This window comes from Paracidovorax sp. MALMAid1276 (genome assembly GCF_049198005.1).
Taxonomy (GTDB): Bacteria; Pseudomonadota; Gammaproteobacteria; order Burkholderiales; family Burkholderiaceae_C; genus Acidovorax.
Genome location: NZ_JBMIRS010000117.1, coordinates 1 through 19,820, shown reverse-complemented (window position 1 = coordinate 19,820; position 19,820 = coordinate 1). Strand labels below are relative to the sequence as shown.

Genomic DNA, 19,820 nt, shown 5'->3' with positions numbered 1-19,820 from the left:
TGGAAGTGTGGCTGCGGTCATCCACCCCGTTCGCCCTGAGCTTGTCGAAGGGCTTGCACAGGGCGAGCCCTGGCTTCGACAGGCTCAGCCCGAACGGTTTGGGGGGTGGGTCCGCGCATGGGATTCAGGCGAAGCTGGGCAGGCATTGCGTGAGCGCGGCGGGCCAGGCGGACTGCTGGGCCCATTCGCGCATGGATTCGATATCGGTGGCGAGGTAGCGGTCTTGCTCCAGATAGGCCACACGCTCGCGGATGGCGGCGAACTGCGCCTCCATCAAGGCGGAGGACTTCAGGCTGCGGTCGAACTCCATGCCTTGCGCGGCCGCCATGGCCTCGATGCCGACCATCACGGCCGCATTGCGCACCATGTCGGCGAGGCGGCGCGCGCCGTAGGTGGCCATCGACACATGGTCCTCCTGGTTGGCCGAAGTGGGCAGGCTGGTCACGCTGCTGGGGTTGGCGAGGCACTGGTTCTCGGCCGCCAGCGCGGCGGCGGTGACCTGCGCGATCATGAAGCCCGAATTCACGCCGCTGTCGCGGATCAGGAAGGCCGGCAGGCCCGACAAGCCCGGGTCCAGCAGCAGCGACAGGCGGCGCTCGGAGATGGCACCGATCTCGGCCACGGCCAGCGCGATGATGTCGGCTGCAAAGGCGACCGGCTCGGCGTGGAAGTTGCCGCCAGAGATTACGTCACCGTTGTCAAACACCAATGGGTTATCGGAAGCTGCATTGGCCTCGATGGTCAACACGCGCGCTGCGTGGTGCAGGCTGTCCAGGCACGCACCCATCACCTGAGGCACGCAGCGGATGGAGTACGGGTCCTGCACGCGGCCGCAGTTGGGGTGCGAGGTGTCGATGGCGCTGCCGTCCAGCAACGCGCGCACGGCGGCCGCCACGGCGATCTGCCCGGCCTGGCCGCGTGCTTCGTGGATGCGGGCATCGAAAGGCTTGACCGAGCCCTTGATGGCTTCGAGCGACAGGCAACCTGCCACCAGCGCGGCAGCGAACACGCTTTCTGCACCAAACAGCCCGGCCAGCGCGAGCGAGGTGGACACCTGCGTGCCGTTGAGCAGCGCCAGTCCTTCCTTGGGGCCCAGCACAAAGGGTGTGAGGCCGATGGAGCGCATCGCCTCAGCACCTGACACGATCGCGCCATTCACCTTGGCCTGCCCTTCACCGATCAGCACGCAGGCCAGATGGGCGAGCGGCGCGAGGTCGCCCGAGGCACCCACCGAGCCCTTGGCGGGGATCACGGGCAGCACATTGGCATTGGCCAGCGCCAGCAATGCATCCACCAGCTCGGCCCGCACGCCCGAGTGGCCACGCGCCAGGCTCACCGCCTTGGTCGCCAGGATGAGGCGCACCACGTCGTCCGGCAGCGCATCACCCGTGCCCACACTGTGCGACAGCACCAGATTGCGCTGCAGCTCAGCCAGGCGCTCGTGCGCGATCTTGGTGCTGGCGAGTTTGCCGAAGCCGGTGTTGATGCCATAGACCACCTGGTCTTCATCGACGATGCGCTGCACCGTGGCCAACGACTGCTGCAGGCCGGCGCGGGCCGAGGCATCCAGCACCAGTGGCACCGGCCCGGCATGGATGCGGCGCAGCTCGGTCAGCGTGACGTGGCCGGGGCGCAGGGGGATGGGTGATGCGTGGTGTGTCATGGCGTTGATCCTGTATATACAAGTAGGTGCAAGCGAAAAATGGCAGCGTTAATTTGCTCTTCAAATCCCGTCAGCCAGTCCCACTGCGGGCAGAACTGCCACCGCACCCGCGAGAGACGCCGAGCAAGGGCCGCCCCGCAGCGAAGGTGTAGTCCCCCTTGAGGGGGAAGGCGCAAAGCGACTCAGGGGGTGCTTCATAGTTCAACCGGCGACGGGGTTGCCGTCGGCTCGGAAACGGCTGCCCAGGCGGTAGCGGGTGGCGGGGTGCAGGCAGCGCACCACGGTGATCGGCACGCCGCGCGACCAGGTGCGGCGGGTGAGCAGCAGGCAGGGCTCCTGGGCCGACATCTCCAGCAGCGTGGCCTGCTCGGCGGTGGGCATGACGGCGTCGACCACATGCTCGATCTGGTCGAACGGCACGTTGCGCACCAGGTATTCGGAGGGCTGCAGCAAGGTGAAGTCCTGCGCAGCGAACTGGGGCACCTGGCGCGGGTTCACATGGCGGTCTTCGAGCTGAACGGGCAGGCCGTCCTCGCGGTGGATGCACAGCGAGTGGAACACCGACTCGCCCGTGCGCAGGTCCAGCGCGGCGGCGATCTCCAGCGTGGCCGAGGTGCGCTCCACCACCAGCACGTCGCAGCGGTAGTCGTGCCCGCGCTGGCGGATTTCGCTGGCCAGGTTGGCGATCTGCAAGAGCGTGGACTGGGGCTTGTCTTCGGCCACAAAGCTGCCCACACCGGCCACGCGCACGATGCGGCCCTGCTCCACCAGCTCACGCAGCGCGCGGTTCACCGTCATGCGCGAGATGCCGAACTGGGTGACCAACTCGTTCTCGGACGGCAAACGGTCGCCCGCGCGCCAGATGCCTTCCTGGATCTTGCGCGAGATATGGTCCTTGACCTGCTCGTACAACGCCATGGCCTGCGCGGGCGCGGCCACCGCGGCCACGGCCTTGGCAGCTGTGGCGCTGCGCGGTGCAGCGGCTGTGGTGCGGCGGGACGGACGGGCGCTCATGGACGGATGCGGGGCGGGTGCAGGGTCAGATCAATGCAGGTCTGCCGCCATGGATTCGGCACGAATCTCTTCCGTCAGGCGCGCCTTGAGGTCCATGAATTCGGGACTGGTCTTGATCGTGTAATGGCGCGGGTGCGGCAAGTCCACCGCCAGCTCGGTCTTGATGCGGCCGGGCCGGGCGCTGAACACGGCCACGCGGCTGGCCATGAAGATGGCTTCGTCGATGTCGTGGGTGACGAAGAGCACCGTCTTGCGCTCGGACTCCCAGATGCCCAGCAGCAGCTCCTGCATGAGCACACGGGTCTGGTTGTCGAGCGCGCCGAAGGGTTCGTCCATCAGCAAGATCTTGGGGTCGTTGGCCAGCGCGCGCGCAATGGCGGTGCGCTGTTGCATGCCGCCCGACAGCTGCTTGGGAAAGTGCTGCTCGAAGCCGCGCAGGCCCACCTTGGCGATGAAGTACGCCGCGCGCTCTTTCTGCTGCGCCTCGGGCATGCCGCGCTCGCGCAGGCCGAAGCGGATGTTCTGCTCGATGGTGAGCCAAGGGAACAGCGTGTAACTCTGGAACACCATGCCCCGGTCTGCGCCAGGGCCGTCGACCAGGGCGCCATCGAGCAGCACGCGGCCGCTGGAGGCGTGGTCCAGTCCCGCCACAATGCGCAACAGGGTGGATTTCCCGCAGCCCGAGGGGCCGAGGATGGTGACGAAGTCGTTGTCCCGCACTTCGAAATCGACGGGCAGCAGGGCCTGCGTGCGCTGGCCCTTGCGCCCTTCAAAGGTGCGCGAGACGGCTTGTATGGAAACGCTGCTCATCGCACAAAACTCCAGGCAAAAAGACGGTGGTTGAGCGCCTTGAAGGCGAAGTCGGACACCAGCCCGATGAGGCCGATCACGATGATGCCGAAGATGATCTGCCCGGTGTTGAGCAGCGACTGGCTGTCGGTGATCATGTGACCGATGCCGCTCGACGAGCCGATCAGCTCGGCCACGATGACGTAGGTCCAGGCCCAGCCCAGCACCAGGCGCAAGGTCTCGGCGATCTCGGGTGCGGCACCGGGGATGAGCACCCGCGTGACGATGCCCTTGTGGCCCGCGCCCAGCGTGTAGGCGGCCTCCACCAGGTCGCGCCGCGCGCCGCCCACCGTCACGGCCACCATCAGCGTGATCTGGAAGACCGAACCGATGAAGATGACCAAAATCTTCTGCGCCTCGCCAATGCCTGCCCACAGGATCAAGAGCGGAATGAAGGCCGACGCAGGCAGGTAGCGGCAGAAAGAAATGAAGGGCTCGAAGAACGCCTCGATGCCCTTGTAGGCCCCCATGGCGATGCCCAGCGGCACGGCGATGACGGCAGCCAGGATGAAGCCGCCGACGACACGCCACACGGTCATGCCGATGTCCTTGATGAAGCCGTATTCGGTGAACAGCAGCCAGCCCTCCTTCACCATGGTGACGGGGCTGGCGAGGAAGGTGGGCGACACGAAGCCGCCCAGCGTGAAGAACGCCCACACCGCCACGAACAGGGCGAAAAAGGCCAGCCCGAGCACCCAGCGGGCGCTGCTGCTCACGGGCTCCAGCGGAGCCAGCGAGCGACGGCGCGCGGGGGCCTTCGGCTCTGAAACGGACAGGGGTTGCACGGCAGACATGGGGCGCTCTTCTTCCGGCTATTTACTTGATGAAGCTCGCGTCGAAGGTGACGCTCAGGTCTTCAGGCGCCTTGCGGATCACGCCGGCCTCCAGCAGGATGGCCGTGGCGTCCTTCATGAAGGCCTGCAGTTCGCCCGCAAAGAACTTCTGGTTGGCGGCCTTGTCCTGCCAGCGCAGGAAGGACGAGGATTTGGCGAACTGCTCGCCGGTCTGCTTGACGGCGGCACCCATGATCTCGTTGGACTTTGCAGGGTCGGCCTTGATCATCTCGAGCGCCTGGAAGTACGAGTTCGTCAGCGCCTGCGCAGCCTTGGCATTGGCCTTGAGCCAGGTGGGGTCGCAGCCCACGGTGTCCATGACCATGGGGTAGTCGAGCGTGGTGGCCAGGATCTTGCCGGCACCGGGGTTGTCGCGCACGGTGGACAGATACGGCTCGTAGGTCATGGCCGCGTCGTTCTGCCCTGCGACGAAAGCCTGCGCGGCGGCCTGGGGCGACAGCGTGGTGGTCTTCACGTCCTTGAGGCTCATGCCGTTCTTGCTCAGCATCCAGGCCAGGCCGAAATACGGGGCCGTGCCGGGCGCATCCACGCCAATGGTCTTGCCCTTGAGATCAGCAAAGCTGTTGATGCTGCCGCGCACCGCAATGCCATCGGCGCCGAAAGACTTGTCCATCTGGAAGATCTGCACGATGGGCACGCCGTTGGCGTTCCAGGCCACATGCGTCTCCACGGTGGTGGCCGCGCACTGGATGGACTTGGAGGCCAGGGCCAGGTGGCGGTCCTTCTGCGGGATCATCTTGATCTCCACATCCAGGCCGTTCTTCTTGAAGATGCCGGCCTTGTCGGCCAGCGTGAGCGGCGCAAAGCCCGTCCAGCCGGACATGCCCAGCACAATCTTGGTTTCCTGTGCCTGGGCCGGTGCGGCCAGGCCCATCACGACACATGCTGCAGCCGCTGCCAGCGACGTCCACTTCACAACCGATCGAGTCATCATCTGCTCCTGTTTCAAAGTCAATACCTGTGGCCCACCCGCAGGGCGGCGCCCGCCGCCCGCACGCTGATGATGACACCTGGAGCATACCTGTATATACAGGGTAAACGCTAGATGCCACGGCAGTTTTGGGGCTGTGAGACATTGAGCAAAAACGGGGCCAGCCACAGAGCCACGCTGCTGGCAGGTATCAATTTCATAGCTACAAACCTTTTATCAGCAAGCGCTCAATGGCATTTTTGGCAATTTTTTTGAAGCATGCCAGCATCGGGCAGGCCGGCAGCCGCCGGCATGGTGCTGTCGCTTCTTCCCAGCGCCCTGCTCCAGGCGCACCAAGCTTGGGCAGCGCGGAGTGGTGGTCGATGGGCCCGCGCCAGACCCATGCCAGCCCCACATCTAAAGCCAAGCGCCGGGCTCAGCGGACCCGCATTGCTCGTGTTGTGAGTTTTGGGAAGCTCGTTGAAAAAGTGAACGCGCTTCCCACTCACAACACCCGTCAGTGGGCGCAAGGCAGCCGCGCCGTGACGGCCAGGCCAGGCTGGGCATTGCGCACCTGCAGGCTGCCACCATGCGCCTGGGTGACGAGTCGGCACAGGTACAGGCCCAGCCCCACCCCGCCGGTGGCGCGCTGGCGTGCGGTGTCGGGGCGGTAGAAGGCCTGGGCCAGGTGGGGAAGGTGTTCTGGCGGCACGCCGGGCCCGTGGTCGCGCACTTCAATGTCCACCACGCCGTCGGCAAGGCGCAAGTGCATCTCCGGCGGTGCGGCTGCGGGGTCGTTGTGCCGCAGGCTGTTGTCCAGCAGATTGCGCATCAGCAGGCGCACGCGCGAACGGTCCACCGTGCAGGCCGGCAGGTCGGCCTGGATGTGCAAGGCAATGGCGCGCGCGCCGGTGTGCCGCGCATCCAGTTCGTCCACCACCTCGCGCGCGAGCATGGCCAGGTCGGTGGGCTCGCGGTGCAAGGCGGCGTGGCGGCCGGCCAAGCGCTCGCTCTCCAGCAGGTCGGTGATGAGCCGCGACATCTCGCCCAGGTCGCGCATCAGCGCCGCGCGCTGCGGCAGCACGTCGGGGCTTTCGGGCAGCAGCTCGCTGTTCAGCCGCGCGCGGGTCAGCGGGCTGCGCAGTTCGTGGCTCATGGCCAGCAGCAGGGCGCGCTTGGCCTCCAGCATCTGGTGAATGTCGTCGCCCATGGTGTTGATGGTGGCGGCGAGCTGGCCCAGTTCATCCGGGCGGTGTGCATGCCGAACCGGGATCGGCTCGGCAAAATCGCCCTGGCCGAAGCGGCGGGCTCCATGGCGAATGTCGTCGAGCGGGCGCAGCAGATGGCGCACGTACACGAACGTCAGTGCCGTGAGCAGCAGCAGCACGGTGAGCGTGCCCCAGGCGATGCGCGGGCGCTTGTCCCACGAAAGCGCGTTGAGCCCGAATTCGATGTGATGGCCGTCTGCGGTGGTGCGCTGCAGCAGCCGGTAGCCGGTGTCGTCACGGCTCCAGTGATCCTGGCGCTGCACTTTGTCGCTCATCCAGTCGGGGCGCGGCCGATGGGGGTGCGAATCCCACTGCACCTGCGGCCCGTCGATGCGCAGCGTGACCGGCAAACGGTCAGCAATGGCCTGCGCACGTTCAATGCTGGGCGGGCTGCCGATGTCCGCCGTCAGCCGGTCCACATAGTCCATCAGCAGAGGCCGCGCGGCCTCCTTCCAGCCCAGCGCGACCACCCTCTGCATGCCGCCCATGAAGACCACGGCCACCGTCACGGCCAGGGCCATGAACACCAGCACCAGGCGGATGCGCAGCGAGTAGCCCACCGCGTCGCGGGCGCGCCGGTGCCAGGGGCAGTCACGGTCGTGCTCTGGATCACAATCAGCCAGCCACTTCATCATGGCTGGCCCTGCGGGGTGGCGGGGGGGGCAGCGCGCCGCAAGGCCAGCGAATAGCCCGCATTGCGCAACGTCTTGATGCAGTCGAGCGGCTCGAGCTTTTTGCGCAAGCGGCTCACCACGATGTCCACCGCACGCGTGTACAGCTCTGCCTCGTGGCCGCGCAGCTGGTTCAGGATGTCGTCGCGGCTGAACACCTTGCCCGGCTCGCGCGCCAGCAGGTGCAGCAGGTCGAACTCCGTGCCGGTCAACTCCACCGCCACCCCCTGGCGCACAACGCTGCGGCGCGCCGCATCGATCAGCAGGCCTTCGAATTCGAGGGTGGCCGGGACCTCTGCAGCCCCCGGCGCGCGGCGCCGACGCAGCACCGTCTGCAGACGCGCCACAAGCTCCCGTGGCTCAAAGGGCTTGGGCAGATAGTCGTCCGCTCCCAGCTCCAGGCCGACCACTCGGTCCATCACTTCGCCTCTTGCCGTCAGCATCACGATGGGCAGGTCGCCCTGCCTGCGAATGGTGCGGCACAGTTCAAAGCCATCCATTTCGGGCAGCATGACATCGAGGATGGCAGCGTCAAAGCCGCCAGCCTCGAGGCGTGCCAGCCCCTCGCTCGGGCGGGTGGCGTGGACCAGCTCCAGCTCGAACCGCTGAAAGTAAACCTTGAGCGGCGGCCCCAGCTGCTCGTCGTCGTCAATCAACAAAATGCGGTGCATGCGCGATTCTTGCACTGTCAGGCACAAGCCCTGGCTGCGCTGGGCACTGCTCCCGCTGCTCCTGCCGATCCTGCTGCTTGCGCGTGCACCTCGCCCAATGCGCGGTGCCGCACGATGAGCCTGCGCAGCCGGCTTTGCGCCGGTGCATGCAGTGCATCGAAGTGGTCGGCGGCGGCCAGCAGCGCCGGCAGTGCCTGGCCTGCCAGGTCGGGCCGGCGGGCAAGCAGGCCCATCGCATGGTCGCGGTCGAACCGGGGGCCCCACACGAGCGACATGAGTTCGTCGTGCGGATCCGGCATGCCCGCCAGCAACGCAGGCCCGTGGGTGCGCACGCCCTGCGCAAGCTGGTAAAGGGGTTCAAGTGCGGACGACATGGAATAGCGCCTTCCGTTCCTTATCATGCGCGAGGCATGAAACCACGCCGGTGCTGCTGCAGCATGGCGCGGACCTTTTCCTGCTGCCCGGCATCGAGGCTGTCGTAGAAGTCTGCAAGCGCTTTGATGACTTCGGGACTGGCGGACTGGATCAGACGGGTTTTTTCTTCCACCAGCGCTTGTGCACGGGCGCGATCGAACTTCGCCCCCGACACGATGGCCTGCATGTCCGTACGGGGATCGTTGGCCGAACCCCGCCAGGCTGCCCGCTGAGCCTGCACTGCATCCGCAAGGGTGTTGAGCTTCTGTTTCTGGGCCTCGTCCAGATCGAGTTTGTTGCTCACGCGCTGGACCACCTTGGCGCGCACCTCTGCCATCTTTTCGGCAGACATCGGGCCACGATGGTGGTAGGCGCTGGAGCATGCGGTGAGCCCCCCCAGCGCGATCGTGGTCCCAAAAAATACCGTCAACGTTTTCTTGATCCAGGGCTTCATGATGTGGCACCTTGAGAGGTCATGTTGAACATGGCCTTCATGGTGCCGGCAAGCCCTGCAGGCGTCGTCTCGACCCAGTTTCGGATTATTTCAATTTGTTTCCGAGCCGGGAAAGCCCGTTTGGGGCCAGAGATGCCTCAGCCACACGCCTGGCGCAGCGCACCACCGCAGTCCCCGTGCTGGCGCTGCGGCTCGAAATGGTCCTGCAGCAAGGCATCGACATCGGATGGCTCACACGCGCACACGTCCGGGTCCGCCTGTTGCCGCTGATGAGACAGGTTGCCCACCGGCACTTCGCCCATCTGCAGAACGGGCACCGCAGCATGGCGTTGCGCCTGGGCAAAAACAAGGTTTGGAGATGGTACAAACATGGCAATACCCAAAAAGCTGCGTCAAGCCGCCTGTGCCCACTGCGGGGCGGAAATGCCCAAAGCATCGCCTTCTCCCGCCAGCAACCCGATGCAATCCAGCGCAGTGGGTGGGTCGCACGGCTGCGCATAAACACGCTGTGCAATATCGGAAGCGGCGGGGGAGAAGTACAGCCACAGACGGTCTGCGGCCTTGTCGTAGCACGAGAAAAGCGCGCGTCCAGAGCCGGGCGCGCACATCAGAAACTTGGACATGAACATCTGCTGAATGCGCAAGGTGGGCTCGAACGCCTGCTCGTCGGGCCCCAGATCCAGTTTGTACCAAGTGCTCATAGACGCCCCCTGACTGGCTCGGCCAGTAATTCACATGGGACATACTATTTTCAGCACTGCGCGCGGGCGGTTCTTGTGCGGCGCATCAATTTGTAGGACTTCGGCGTGCCGCCCCCTCCATCAGTCCGATGTCCCCTCGCGCGAATCCTCAGTCAGCAGAGCATTCAAGCTCCCGCTGAACCACGGGTGCAGCGGAGCACCGCTGTGCACTTCGCGCGCGCAGCGTCGCGCATCCGAGCCCCGTGATATAGAGCACCTGCGCTGGTTGGTGCGGAGCATCTGGCGGCGGCAGCCGCACTTCCACCATTCCCGCCGCGCTCAAGACGCGCAGCTTGTCAATGTTGCGAATGTCGGACTCAAACAATGGGAGTTCATCGCGATGCAATCCCAGCAGATATTCCATTGGCATGGCAACCTCCGGCAAATAGGACTGGCATTGTCTGACTCAGACCATCGGCACTCAACCATTGATACAAGCCGGTACAAGTGGACCCTGCCCATCACGTTTCGCACTTCGCGATCCGACAAGCGGCAAAAGGATGTCAGCACGCTGGTGCTGGAGGATGGCGGCGCAACCTGACGCGGGCTGGCGCGCTGCGTAGACTGAGCGGCGTGTGCCGTCCTGTCCTGTACGCCACCCTGCTCTTACTTCATTCCGTCACACACCATTGCCAAGATTGGCTGGAGACGATTTGCAACTTTCCAACCGCATCGGAGCAAGCAATGCCCATCATGCTGCTGTTCATAGGCATACAGATCGTGCGATCAGCATTGCCGCGGCATTGTTGTCAGGTTGACTGGCACGTTGCGGACGTCAATCCGTGCGTCGCAATGTCACCTTGCCAAAAGCCCAAAGGGCGTCCGCTGCGTACAGCGAACGCCCATTGAGATGGTGTTGGTGGTGGCGGATGGTTGACCACGTGCCGACTGGCATCCCGAGCTTATGAGCACTGGCGCGGGTTGCTGCGGGTTGGAGAGGAAATTTGCAGCTGTCATTCAGTCACAGCCACGTCACCACCCAATCGGTACCCCATCGCCCGGTAACCAGCCTGCCGCTTGTCCCACATCCTCAGAAGCGCCGGGTGACCGGTGTCCACGAAGTCAATAATCCGCACGTCGGCCTTGCAGGCGTGCTCACGGTGCAGGCGCCCGGCGTACTGCTGGAGGGTGCCTTTCCAGGAAACCGGCATGGCCAGGACCAGGGTGTCCAACGGCGGGTGATCGAAGCCCTCGCCAACCAGCTTCCCAGTCGAAAGCAAAACGCGCGGCGCATCGGGCGGTAGTGCATCAAGGTCTGCCACCAGCGCCGACCGCTGATTCTTCGACATTCGACCGTGCAAGACGAACGGTACCGGTAGCAGGCCGTCGAGCTCGGTCTTGATGGCATCGAGGTGTTCCGTGCGCTCGGTCAGAACCAGCACCTTGCGTCCCTGACCGACTGCATCACGAACCTCGGAGGCGATGGACTCAGTTCTTGCCTGGTCATTGGCGAGATGTCGAAACACGTCTTGGATACCAGCATCGATGGGCAGGTCGATACGCGTAAAGCGTGAACGAGGCAGCACCTCCAAGTCGTGTGGCGAGCCAGCGGGGCTGACCGCCGTGTATCGGATCGGCCCGCACTGCATGAAGATGATCGGCTGCTGCCCGTCGCGGCGGATCGGTGTCGCCGTCAGGCCCAGCAGGTATTTCGCCTTGGTCCGCTTGAGGATCGCGTCGAAGGAGACTGCGCCAACGTGATGGCACTCGTCGACGATCACTTGGCCGTAGTCCTCGACCAGCGGGTTCACCTCGCCCTGGCGGGACAGGGACTGCATCACGGCGATGTCGATTTTGCCAGTCGGTTTGGCCTTGCCGCCGCCGATGGTGCCGACCACGCCTTTGGCGACCCCGAGAAAGGCTTGCAGGCGCTCCTGCCATTGCTTGAGCAACTCCGTGCGATGCACAAGCACCAGGGTGTTGACGCCCCGCCGGGCGATCATCGCGGCGGCGGTGACCGTCTTGCCGAAGGCAGTTGGCGCGCACAGCACGCCAGCATCGTGGGTGAGCAGTCCTGCAACAGCGGCTTCCTGATCGAGGCGCAGACTTCCGACAAAAGACACGTCCAGCGGCTGGCCGCCGAAGCGTTCATCTCGCAGGTCGCAGGCAATGCCGTTGTCTCTCAGCAAGGACAGCGCGGCATCCAGGCAACCGCGCGGCAGGGCGATGTGCTGGGGATAGCTCTCGGCGCAGCCAATGACGCGCGGCTTGTCCCACACCGACATCCGCATCGCCTGGGCCTTGTAGAACTCAGGGTTCTGGAACGCCGCCAGCCGGATCAGCCGGTTGGCCAACGCCTGGGGCAACTGAGCCTTCTCGAAATAGATCAAATTGGCCAGCGTGACGGTCAGTGACTTCGGCATCGGACCGGCCAGTTTCTTGGCCGATGTGTTCTCGCGCTTCCAGGGCGTGGCCAGGTCCTCGTCGTCGATGAAGGTGACGTCCAGCGGATGGACGCCACCCGTGGCTCGGAGGATGGTCGGCTCGATATCGTGCGCGGCCATCGGCTGGATGGAGGCGAGGAACGCCCATTGATCAGGGTACGGTCGCAGATCGAGATCGACAAAGACGCTGAAACCCTGCTCCCTCGGACCTTTCTGCAGCGGCAAAGCGATTAGGTTGCCGAACCCGCCTTCGGGCATGGTGTCCTGGTTCGGGAACAGTCGGTCATAGGATTCCAGCATCAGTTGCCGGGTGCGCGAGCATGTATGGCTGATTATTGCCGTCCCCAAGCGTCTGGCATCCCGGGCAGCGACCCTGCTGGCAAAGAACACCCACGCGTGTGCGCCATTACCAGATCTTGATATTTCCAGCGCCGCTGGAACACCCAGTTCCTCACAGGATTGCATGAAGGCTCGTGCGTCGTCACGCCAGTCGGCCTCGTCAAAGTCCGCAGCGAGGAAGTAACAGGTGTCATCTTCCAGCAGCGGATAGACACCGACCACGTGCTTGCCTGCAAGATGATCGTAGATCACTGCGTCGGACATTGGGATCATCAGGCGGTTGCTGCAATCGCCGCATTTGATGCGCGGCTTTTCGCAGACCCCGGCGCGCCATTCGTTGGCACAGGCGGGTGCGTAGCCAGACTTGCCTGAGGTCTTGCCTTCCCAGCGGACCGGGTATACATCTGTGCGCCCGCGAAACAGGCGCCGGAACAGGGCCACCTTCTCGGCGGTGGAAAGCTTGGACGGCTCCAGCTCTCTCGCCACGACGACGGCCGATTGCGGCGTACGCCACTCAATGCCGTGGGATTCGAGGAGTGCGATCAGACGGTCGTTTTCGGCGCGGAGGGTGGCGATTTCCAAGCGCTGACTGTCGTGAGCATCACCGGAGGTCACAGTACCAACCCCACCCCGCGCTGCGCCCAGCTAGGCACAGCCTTCCAAGCATCGTGCATCCGACCGTGCAGTGAGTCCGCTGCTGGCTCGAAATGCCTCAGATGCATCCAGAACCGATCCGAATGATTGGGCTCAAGCAGATGACAAAGCTCGTGCCAGATTACGTATCGCACCAGATCGCGCGGCAAAAACAGCAGTTTGCAATTGAGGCTGATGCGTCCAGTGGTGGAACAACTCCCCCAGCGCGTGCGCTGGTTCTTGATAGCCAGATCTGAGTACCTCAGCCCAGCAGGTTCGGCAAGATTCGCCAGCCAGGGTGACAAGGCCATGTTGGCATGACGAGCCAGCCACCGTCGTAATGCCGCGTGACAGGCTTCAACATCATCTACCGCCCCGGCAACAACGATGCGGCCCGTTTGCTCGATGCGGGCCCCCACCGTGCGGGTGCGCGTGGGCTTGTATTCCACCCGCCAGGACTCGGCAAGCGCCGGCAAGTCGAACGCTTGGGGACGTGCTGCTGACTCGGTGGTGATCAGATGACGCACGGCATCGAAGCCGGCAATCCGCTCACCGATCCAATCCGCCTTCGCTGCCACCATTGAAAGCAACTTGTGGCGATCCAGATTCGGCGGCGCGACGACTACCATGCCGTCACGGGCACTCAGCTTCAGACGCAGCGACCGTGACTTGGGCGAAATCTGGATCGCATAGTCGATGGTTCGCCCATCTGGTAAGACCAATTCAACGCGGTCACGCACCTTAATCACCGGTTGCCGTTGGTGCGCCGGGCTTGTAGTGGCGCCGTTTCAAAACCTGCACCAGGCTGCCGATGAAGCCCATCGCGTCATCGGTCAGAAGACCTGCCAACGAGAAACGGGTGGCAACCATGAACAACAGACCGCGCGACAGCTCCGGATCGACCGTGCTGCTTCCCCACCAACCCGGGAAACAATGCTTGTCGGCCTCGGTCAGCGTGGCGGCGGCGATTTCAGCTGCCAGGGCATCGGTGATTGCCGCATTGCGCGCTTTGACCTTCAAGGCTAGCTGCTGGGCAACTGGGCGATTGGCCTCCTCAACTGCAGCGCGAACCGCATCGGTCAGCTTTTCCAGTTCCTCAATCAGCGCGATACCGGCCAGGGTACCCGCGCGTTTTTCGTCAATCAGTCGCTGCAATTTTTCCGACAGTGGCCGGAAGGCATCGTCCTGATCCAACCGAATCCGTAGCTCCGCCGTCAGCATGGCCTCAATGTCCAGTGCCTTGGCATCCGGTTTCTTGTCCTTCAGTTTGGTCAGGAAGTGCTCATCTAGAACATAGGTCGGGAACTCGGTTTCCAGTTCGTCGACGTCGATGTGCTCGCGGATCAGTTCCCGAGTACGGGCAGCGTCTTCCTCGGTGGCCTCGATGCTCTTGCTGGCATCCGGGTAAAACTTCTTGCGGTACAGCATGTACAGCTTGGTCAGCCAGGCGTAGGGGCGTACGTAGTCGCGCAACTGCTCGTCGGGCTGCAGCGCTTCATACAGCACGCGCAGGTTGCGGTAGCCAGTATCGAACTGCTTTTCGACTCCATCCACATCACGCAAGATCTTCATCGCCGTGACGAAGGCATCGTGCGAACCATCGCGCGGTACGGTCTCAAGCGGGAACAGCTCCCAGACCTGCTGGAACGTCTTGCGGAACTGCTCGCGGATCGTGTCGAACGGGAACGCCACGTCTCCCAGTTCGTCAGGCCGGTAGTTCAGTGCCTCATTCAGGTCGTCGAAGATGCCGTAGTAATCCAGCACCAAGCCGTGGCCTTTCAGCTCGTTGTAGGGGCGGTTCACACGTGCAATGGTCTGCAACAGCGTGTGGTTCAGCAATTTCTTGTCGAGATACAGAGCCTGCAAAATCGGCGCGTCGAAGCCGGTGAGCAGCATGTCGCAGACCACCAGTATCTCCACCTTTCGGAACGCCTTATCCCGGTGCTCTTCGCTTTCTGACTGCGCCGGGATAAGGAATTCATTGAGCAGCTTCTTGCGCTTTGTCTCGCCCAAGTAGAGGGCCTGAATGTCCTCGGGATCCTTCTGTGGCGCCTCGGAGATGACGGCCATCACGGCTTCATCGCCCAACCTCTCCCGCAAGGCCGTGACGTAGAGCTTCACCGCTTGCTTGTCCCGGCACACCAGCATTCCCTTAAAGCCATTAGGGCGGACGTGCTCGGTGAAATGCCGAACCACGTCATCGGCAATCTGGCTGATCCGGGTGGGGTGGAACAACAGCGCATCGAGCCGTGCGCCCTCGGTCGTCAGCTTGTTCTGCTCCTCCTCGGGTAGGTGGCCAAACTCGCGCTTGAAGGCAAGGTCTAGCTTGGTGCCATGCAATTGCCAGTCGGTCACGCGCGGCTGCCAGTGGATGGGTTTGACCACGCCATCGCGCAGGGCGTCGGTCACCGTGTACGGGCGGCCCATGTAACGCTCGATCTTGCCGTCGTCCTTCACATAGCCCCAGGCTTTGGGGGTATTGTGGTCGTCGTTCTCGATGGGCGTACCGGTAAAGCCGAACAGCGAAGCTCCCTCCAGCGCTGAGCGCATGTAGGTGCCCAGCTCGCGCTCTTGCGTGCGGTGTGCCTCGTCGGCCATCACGATCACGTTGGGCCGCTGCTTGGTGACGCGCTTGGGCATGCCTTCGAACAGGTGCACCGTGGTCAGAATCACGCCCCTGTAGTCGCCGCTGAGCTTTTCTTCCAGGTCGCGTTTGCTGGCTGCCACGTGGACGTTATCCGTGCCGGTGGAGTTGAGCTCGCGATCCATCTGGTCGCCCAGTTGCTCGCGGTCCACCAGAAGAATTACGGTGGGCTGATGCAGCTTCGGGTCTTCCCACAGACTGCGTGCGGCGTAGATCATCGTCAGCGTTTTGCCCGACCCTTGGGTGTGCCAGATCAGGCCGCGCCGCTTCTCTGCGGGCGAGGTCAGATCGGTGGCTCGGTTCAGAATGTCCTTCACCGCCAGGTACTGCTGATAGCGCACCACCACCTTTTCGGTCTTGCCGTCTTTGGTGACAAAGACAATGAAGTGCCGGATGAAGTCAAGCAGGTTGCCCCGGTCGAAAAGACCGTAGAGCGACACCTTCATCTCGTCAAATTCATCGATCTCGTGCGGCCACGGGTCACGCCATTGCAGCCAGAACTGCAGCCTCCGGCCGGGCACGCCGTACATCATCCGCGTCTCGTTCACGCCCACGCCATAGGCGTTGGTGTAGAAGAGCTGGTCGATTTCCTCCGAATACATGCCCAGCTGCTTGGCACCCTCGCGCCAGTCGGGCTTGCTGCGGCTGGCGGTCTTGGCCTCGATCACGACTATGGGGATGCCGTTGATCAGCAGCACGATGTCTGGCCTGCGCGTCGACTTGCCATCAATCGAGAACTGATTGGTCACCCACCAGTCATTGGCGTCGATGTCCTCATAGTCGATCAGGCACACATCCTGCGCGTTCTCGGCTGCGTCGAATTTGTAATTGACACCATCCTTCAGCCACGCCAGCCATTGCTGGTTATCGCGGCAGCCGCGCAGCTTGGTGATGATGGCATCGACCCGTGCGTCACTGGTCAGCACGCCAGGGTTCAGGGCCTTGAGCTTTTCGCGCAAAAGCGGCAGCAGCAACACCTCACGCTCTTCGGGCCGGTAGGGTTTCAGGTAGTCGCGCGAGCGCCATGTCCAGCCCAGCTTGCCCGCCTTCAGGTGCTCGATGATCTCCCGCTCAACGGTGGTCTCCTCATTGAACAGCGTGCGCACCGTGTAGGGGACCGGCCCCTCCATTGCCTCAGGCATGAATGGCTCCCTCTGGAATTCTGATCTTGCCGGTGAGCAGGTTTTGCAGCAGGGAGCGCTTCAGCTCCAAGAGCGTGGCGACTCGATCCTGAATCGCGCAGATTGCACTGTCTGCAGCTTTCAATACTTTGACGATTTCGATCTGCTCGTCATGATTTGGAAGTGCAATTTGCAGATTCTTCAGCAGATATCCGCTGAGGTTGTCCTGATTCGATCCAGCTGCCCAAGCGCGCACTCGCTCGTAATTGCGCTCAAACCAGTAGTAGACGAATTCATTTTCGACACCCTCGTGGCCGTTGAACGTTGCTACCGCCTGGTTCGTTGATGCTTGAATGCCCAAAAGCGCGACACGCCCGCGTGTTACACCTGCTCCATACATTGCGATCAACAGCGTGCCGACTGGCAATACCCCGCAAGTGGTCTGCTTCGCGCCATCTTCGCTGAGGTGCTCCTCGGTTTCGACAATGACGGAATAGTTGACCTCACCTGATTTCACCCAGGGTATTGAGCCCTCGTAGTAGCCGACGTTTTCTCGGTCGGGGGTTCCGCCTGCACTCCATGTGCCGCATTTCTTCAGTTTGGTTAGCGTCCAACTTTCTGGATAAGACATTCGCTTCGTTTCGATAAACGATGAGTGGCGTCCAGGCAGCCCCTTCTCCAGCAACTCATTCAGAAGAGATCTCTTCAATGCACGCGTTGCATCCAACTCCGTCCGTGCCTTCTGAATGGCGTCATCGACCAGCTTGAGGGCGACGGCAATGCGGCGCTGCTCTTCGATCTCGGGCCAAGGCAACATCAAACGCTGATAGTCACGCCAATTGAGATTGCGCATCTGCGTGGACTGCTGCTGCACGCGCTCCACGATGCCAGTGCGTTGGAATTCAAACAGCGCCCAGCCCAAGAAACTGGCATCCACCTTCTGCGAATCAGGCCGCAGAACTTGGACAAAGTTCGAGACGGTCGATCCTGGCATGTCTCGTTCGATGAAACCAATGCGACCAACTGGCTGCTCCGGTCCACCACCTGAGCGCTCGACCAGTAAGTCCCCCTGACGGAGTCCGAACTGCTCCGCCTTATCCTTCGGGAAATAGCGGGTAGCCACGTCACTGAAATCGAGTTGGCCGTCGTTGGTGAAGTTGGTTGAGCGCATCACGGCTACAGCTTGTTCGCCTTCGTCGTCACCCCAGTCGCCAGCGAAGTGCTCGGCGATCAGGTTGCGCAGTGGTTTGGCATCCCAATCCGCCGGGATGTCGCCCAAGATGGTGCGGAAGCGGTGTGTCAGCATCAGGCCGCCCCACTGATGCGCGCCAGAAGCGTCTTGAGTGTGGTTTGGGCAGCATCGGCAGCCTCCGTGGCTGACTTCAGTTGCGCGGTAGCGTCATTTAGTAGCAATACCTTTTCAGGCTCGAAGGTATCTACGTAACGTGGCAGGTTCAGGTTGAACTCGTTTTCAGCGATCTCTTCCTGCCCGACCAGAGTGAAGTAGCGCCGTGCTTCGTCTTCGCTGCTGCAAATGCGCAGCAGGTCGGCAGACGCCTCCCGCAGGTGCGCGATCTCACGCTCGGCGGCCAGCTTGACCTCCTGCTCGCGGGCATCGCGCTCTTCCTGCAGCTTGCCCAAATCTTTGACCGCTCGGGCCACCTGTTTGTGGCGGGCTTTGATGGCGTCGATCAGCTTCTTGCGGGCAACATCGAATTTCGCCTTTGGGGTGATCAGCTGGGTTTTCAGCGCCGCCTTTTCCCCACGCCCGGCTGCGGCGATTTCACCTTCGATGCGTTCGACATCCGCCTGCAGCGGAGCCAGGGGGTGAAAGTAAGGATGCTCGGGCGTGATGGCATCCTTGACGGCTTGCTGCTTCAAGTCCAATTCATCCAGCTTGGCCAACTCGGCTTGCAGGCGTGACAGCGGCTCCAGCACCGGGCCGTAGGCGTCCTCGATGTCGGCCAGACGGGCATCACGCTGCTCTTCGACTTCGCGGATGAGTTGGGCCTCATGTTCCGGCACCATACGCTGGGCAGTAGCCAAATCGCCGAAGGCGCGCCACGGCACCAGGATGCGCATCAGGTCCGAGGGACGCAGCAAGTTTTGCGGGTTACCCTTCTGGAAGTGGCGCGAGGCCCAAATCATCAGGATCTTGTTCTTGCGCTCGGCGGGCTTGGCCTTGTTGAGCAGCACCAGGCAGCCGGGCACGTTGTTGCCATAGAACAGCTTGCCCGGCAGCACGACGATGGCCTCAATCAAGTCAGCTTCGATGAAGCCTCGGCGGATCACGTATTCGGCATCGGCCTTCTGGTTCTGCCCGTCTTCTTCTTCGGTTTGTTCAGGCTGGCCACGAAACAGCACGCCCTGGGACATCACCACCATGCCTTGGCCGCCTGTGCCAGCGTCTGGATCGGCATCTTTGAGGGATTTGACGATCTGCTGCATCCAGGCCCAGTCGCCATTGCTGGCCGGGGGCATGCCGTGTGACAGGCGACCAAACTTGTCGCCCGCCACCACGGTGTCGTAACCCCAATCCTCCAGCGAGAAGGGCGGGTTCATGATGATGCGGTCGAACTGCTTGAGGCGGTTGTCAGTCGTGACGTGGCGCGGGTCGCGCAGGCTGTCGCCCTGCTTGTGCTCCCAAACCGGGATGCCGTGCAGGATCATGTTGATGCGCGAGATGTTGTAAGTGGCAACGTTGGATTCCTGGCCCTGCAACTGCAACTGGCGTACATCGCCCCCATGCTTTTTGACGTAGCGGATGCACTGCAGCAAAAGGCCACCTGAACCACTGGCCCAGTCGCAAATGGACATGCCAGCCTTGGGCTGCAGCACCTCGGCCATCAGGAAGCCGACCTCGGCCGGGGTGTAGAACTCCCCGCTGGATTTGCCGGCCTTGCTGGCGAAGTTTCGGATCAGGTATTCGTAGGCGTTGCCGAACAGGTCGTCAGAGACGTGCGCGCGGTCAAAGGTCTGACTGCCGAAGTGGTTGATCAGGTTGACCAGCTTGTCGCGCGGCAGCTCGTCTTGCTTGTTGAAATCGATCTTGCCGGTGAGGATGCCGTCGAACCCGAGTTCGACACCAAATCGGCATTTCGGGCGATTTGCGTAGGCCGCGCCATTGTGAATCAATGTCTTAGAGGCGTCGCGGAAGAATTTCTGTAGTGGCAAAGTCTGTTGTCAAGGGT

General features: G+C 62.8%; 17 protein-coding genes. All 17 read right to left on the bottom strand.

Annotation, left to right across the window (positions count from 1 at the left end; all coding sequences use genetic code 11):
• Window positions 1–124: 124 nt before the first annotated feature.
• Window positions 125–1,663 (bottom strand): histidine ammonia-lyase, encoded by a 1,539-nt coding sequence (gene hutH, locus ACOQFS_RS08345; RefSeq protein ID WP_421562434.1) that lies wholly within the window; start codon window positions 1,661–1,663, stop codon window positions 125–127.
• Window positions 1,664–1,864: 201 nt separating this feature from the next.
• Window positions 1,865–2,677 (bottom strand): histidine utilization repressor, encoded by an 813-nt coding sequence (gene hutC, locus ACOQFS_RS08340; protein ID WP_421562433.1) that lies wholly within the window; start codon window positions 2,675–2,677, stop codon window positions 1,865–1,867.
• Window positions 2,678–2,707: 30 nt separating this feature from the next.
• Window positions 2,708–3,487: an ABC transporter ATP-binding protein gene (locus tag ACOQFS_RS08335; RefSeq protein WP_421562432.1), complete on the bottom strand. Its 780-nt coding sequence runs from the start codon at window positions 3,485–3,487 to the stop codon at window positions 2,708–2,710.
• Window positions 3,484–4,320 (bottom strand): ABC transporter permease, encoded by an 837-nt coding sequence (locus ACOQFS_RS08330; protein ID WP_421562431.1) that lies wholly within the window; start codon window positions 4,318–4,320, stop codon window positions 3,484–3,486. The genes ACOQFS_RS08335 and ACOQFS_RS08330 overlap by 4 nt, the downstream gene beginning before the upstream one ends.
• Before the next feature lie 22 nt (window positions 4,321–4,342).
• A complete protein-coding gene (locus tag ACOQFS_RS08325; RefSeq protein ID WP_421562430.1) occupies window positions 4,343–5,311 on the bottom strand; it encodes an ABC transporter substrate-binding protein in 969 nt (322 codons plus the stop codon).
• 496 nt (window positions 5,312–5,807) lie between these two features.
• Window positions 5,808–7,190: a HAMP domain-containing sensor histidine kinase gene (locus tag ACOQFS_RS08320; protein WP_421562435.1), complete on the bottom strand. Its 1,383-nt coding sequence runs from the start codon at window positions 7,188–7,190 to the stop codon at window positions 5,808–5,810.
• Window positions 7,190–7,900 (bottom strand): response regulator transcription factor, encoded by a 711-nt coding sequence (locus ACOQFS_RS08315; protein ID WP_421562429.1) that lies wholly within the window; start codon window positions 7,898–7,900, stop codon window positions 7,190–7,192. Before ACOQFS_RS08315 ends, ACOQFS_RS08320 begins: the two co-directional genes overlap by 1 nt.
• 17 nt (window positions 7,901–7,917) lie before the next feature.
• Complete coding sequence (locus ACOQFS_RS08310; protein WP_421562428.1) at window positions 7,918–8,274, bottom strand: hypothetical protein; 357 nt, start codon at window positions 8,272–8,274, stop codon at window positions 7,918–7,920.
• 23 nt (window positions 8,275–8,297) lie between these two features.
• The gene (locus tag ACOQFS_RS08305; RefSeq protein WP_421562427.1) at window positions 8,298–8,768 is read right to left on the bottom strand and encodes a Spy/CpxP family protein refolding chaperone; all 471 of its coding nucleotides are present in this window, start codon (window positions 8,766–8,768) and stop codon (window positions 8,298–8,300) included.
• A gap of 137 nt (window positions 8,769–8,905) precedes the next feature.
• Window positions 8,906–9,139: a hypothetical protein gene (locus ACOQFS_RS08300; RefSeq protein WP_421562426.1), complete on the bottom strand. Its 234-nt coding sequence runs from the start codon at window positions 9,137–9,139 to the stop codon at window positions 8,906–8,908.
• A 21-nt stretch (window positions 9,140–9,160) separates the two neighbouring features.
• Window positions 9,161–9,469, bottom strand: coding sequence for a hypothetical protein (locus tag ACOQFS_RS08295; RefSeq protein ID WP_421562425.1), 309 nt, complete (start codon window positions 9,467–9,469; stop codon window positions 9,161–9,163).
• Between the two features lie 148 nt (window positions 9,470–9,617).
• Window positions 9,618–9,878 carry a hypothetical protein gene (locus ACOQFS_RS08290; RefSeq protein ID WP_421562424.1) on the bottom strand — a complete coding sequence of 87 codons (261 nt, stop codon included), beginning with the start codon at window positions 9,876–9,878 and terminating at the stop codon, window positions 9,618–9,620.
• A gap of 583 nt (window positions 9,879–10,461) precedes the next feature.
• Complete coding sequence (locus ACOQFS_RS08285; protein WP_421562423.1) at window positions 10,462–12,813, bottom strand: TOTE conflict system archaeo-eukaryotic primase domain-containing protein; 2,352 nt, start codon at window positions 12,811–12,813, stop codon at window positions 10,462–10,464.
• A gap of 29 nt (window positions 12,814–12,842) precedes the next feature.
• Window positions 12,843–13,604: a M48 family metallopeptidase gene (locus tag ACOQFS_RS08280; protein WP_421562422.1), complete on the bottom strand. Its 762-nt coding sequence runs from the start codon at window positions 13,602–13,604 to the stop codon at window positions 12,843–12,845.
• Between the two features lies 1 nt (window position 13,605).
• Window positions 13,606–16,650: a type I restriction endonuclease subunit R gene (locus ACOQFS_RS08275; protein ID WP_421562421.1), complete on the bottom strand. Its 3,045-nt coding sequence runs from the start codon at window positions 16,648–16,650 to the stop codon at window positions 13,606–13,608.
• Window positions 16,643–17,935, bottom strand: coding sequence for a restriction endonuclease subunit S (locus ACOQFS_RS08270; protein WP_421562420.1), 1,293 nt, complete (start codon window positions 17,933–17,935; stop codon window positions 16,643–16,645). Before ACOQFS_RS08270 ends, ACOQFS_RS08275 begins: the two co-directional genes overlap by 8 nt.
• Window positions 17,935–19,803, bottom strand: coding sequence for an N-6 DNA methylase (locus ACOQFS_RS08265; protein ID WP_421562419.1), 1,869 nt, complete (start codon window positions 19,801–19,803; stop codon window positions 17,935–17,937). Before ACOQFS_RS08265 ends, ACOQFS_RS08270 begins: the two co-directional genes overlap by 1 nt.
• Window positions 19,804–19,820: the final 17 nt, after the last annotated feature.

Excerpts from the sequence above, each read along its gene's own strand:
- ACOQFS_RS08295 (WP_421562425.1), bottom strand. The coding sequence starts at position 9,469 with ATGAGCACTTGGTACAAACTGGATCTGGGGCCCGACGAGCAGGCGTTC.
- ACOQFS_RS08305 (WP_421562427.1), bottom strand. The coding sequence starts at position 8,768 with ATGAAGCCCTGGATCAAGAAAACGTTGACGGTATTTTTTGGGACCACG.
- hutH (WP_421562434.1), bottom strand. The coding sequence starts at position 1,663 with ATGACACACCACGCATCACCCATCCCCCTGCGCCCCGGCCACGTCACG.
- ACOQFS_RS08320 (WP_421562435.1), bottom strand. The coding sequence starts at position 7,190 with ATGAAGTGGCTGGCTGATTGTGATCCAGAGCACGACCGTGACTGCCCC.
- ACOQFS_RS08300 (WP_421562426.1), bottom strand. The coding sequence starts at position 9,139 with ATGTTTGTACCATCTCCAAACCTTGTTTTTGCCCAGGCGCAACGCCAT.
- ACOQFS_RS08325 (WP_421562430.1), bottom strand. The coding sequence starts at position 5,311 with ATGACTCGATCGGTTGTGAAGTGGACGTCGCTGGCAGCGGCTGCAGCA.
- ACOQFS_RS08290 (WP_421562424.1), bottom strand. The coding sequence starts at position 9,878 with ATGCCAATGGAATATCTGCTGGGATTGCATCGCGATGAACTCCCATTG.
- ACOQFS_RS08330 (WP_421562431.1), bottom strand. The coding sequence starts at position 4,320 with ATGTCTGCCGTGCAACCCCTGTCCGTTTCAGAGCCGAAGGCCCCCGCG.
- ACOQFS_RS08270 (WP_421562420.1), bottom strand. The coding sequence starts at position 17,935 with ATGCTGACACACCGCTTCCGCACCATCTTGGGCGACATCCCGGCGGAT.
- ACOQFS_RS08315 (WP_421562429.1), bottom strand. The coding sequence starts at position 7,900 with ATGCACCGCATTTTGTTGATTGACGACGACGAGCAGCTGGGGCCGCCG.
- ACOQFS_RS08310 (WP_421562428.1), bottom strand. The coding sequence starts at position 8,274 with ATGTCGTCCGCACTTGAACCCCTTTACCAGCTTGCGCAGGGCGTGCGC.
- ACOQFS_RS08335 (WP_421562432.1), bottom strand. The coding sequence starts at position 3,487 with ATGAGCAGCGTTTCCATACAAGCCGTCTCGCGCACCTTTGAAGGGCGC.
- hutC (WP_421562433.1), bottom strand. The coding sequence starts at position 2,677 with ATGAGCGCCCGTCCGTCCCGCCGCACCACAGCCGCTGCACCGCGCAGC.
- ACOQFS_RS08275 (WP_421562421.1), bottom strand. The coding sequence starts at position 16,650 with ATGCCTGAGGCAATGGAGGGGCCGGTCCCCTACACGGTGCGCACGCTG.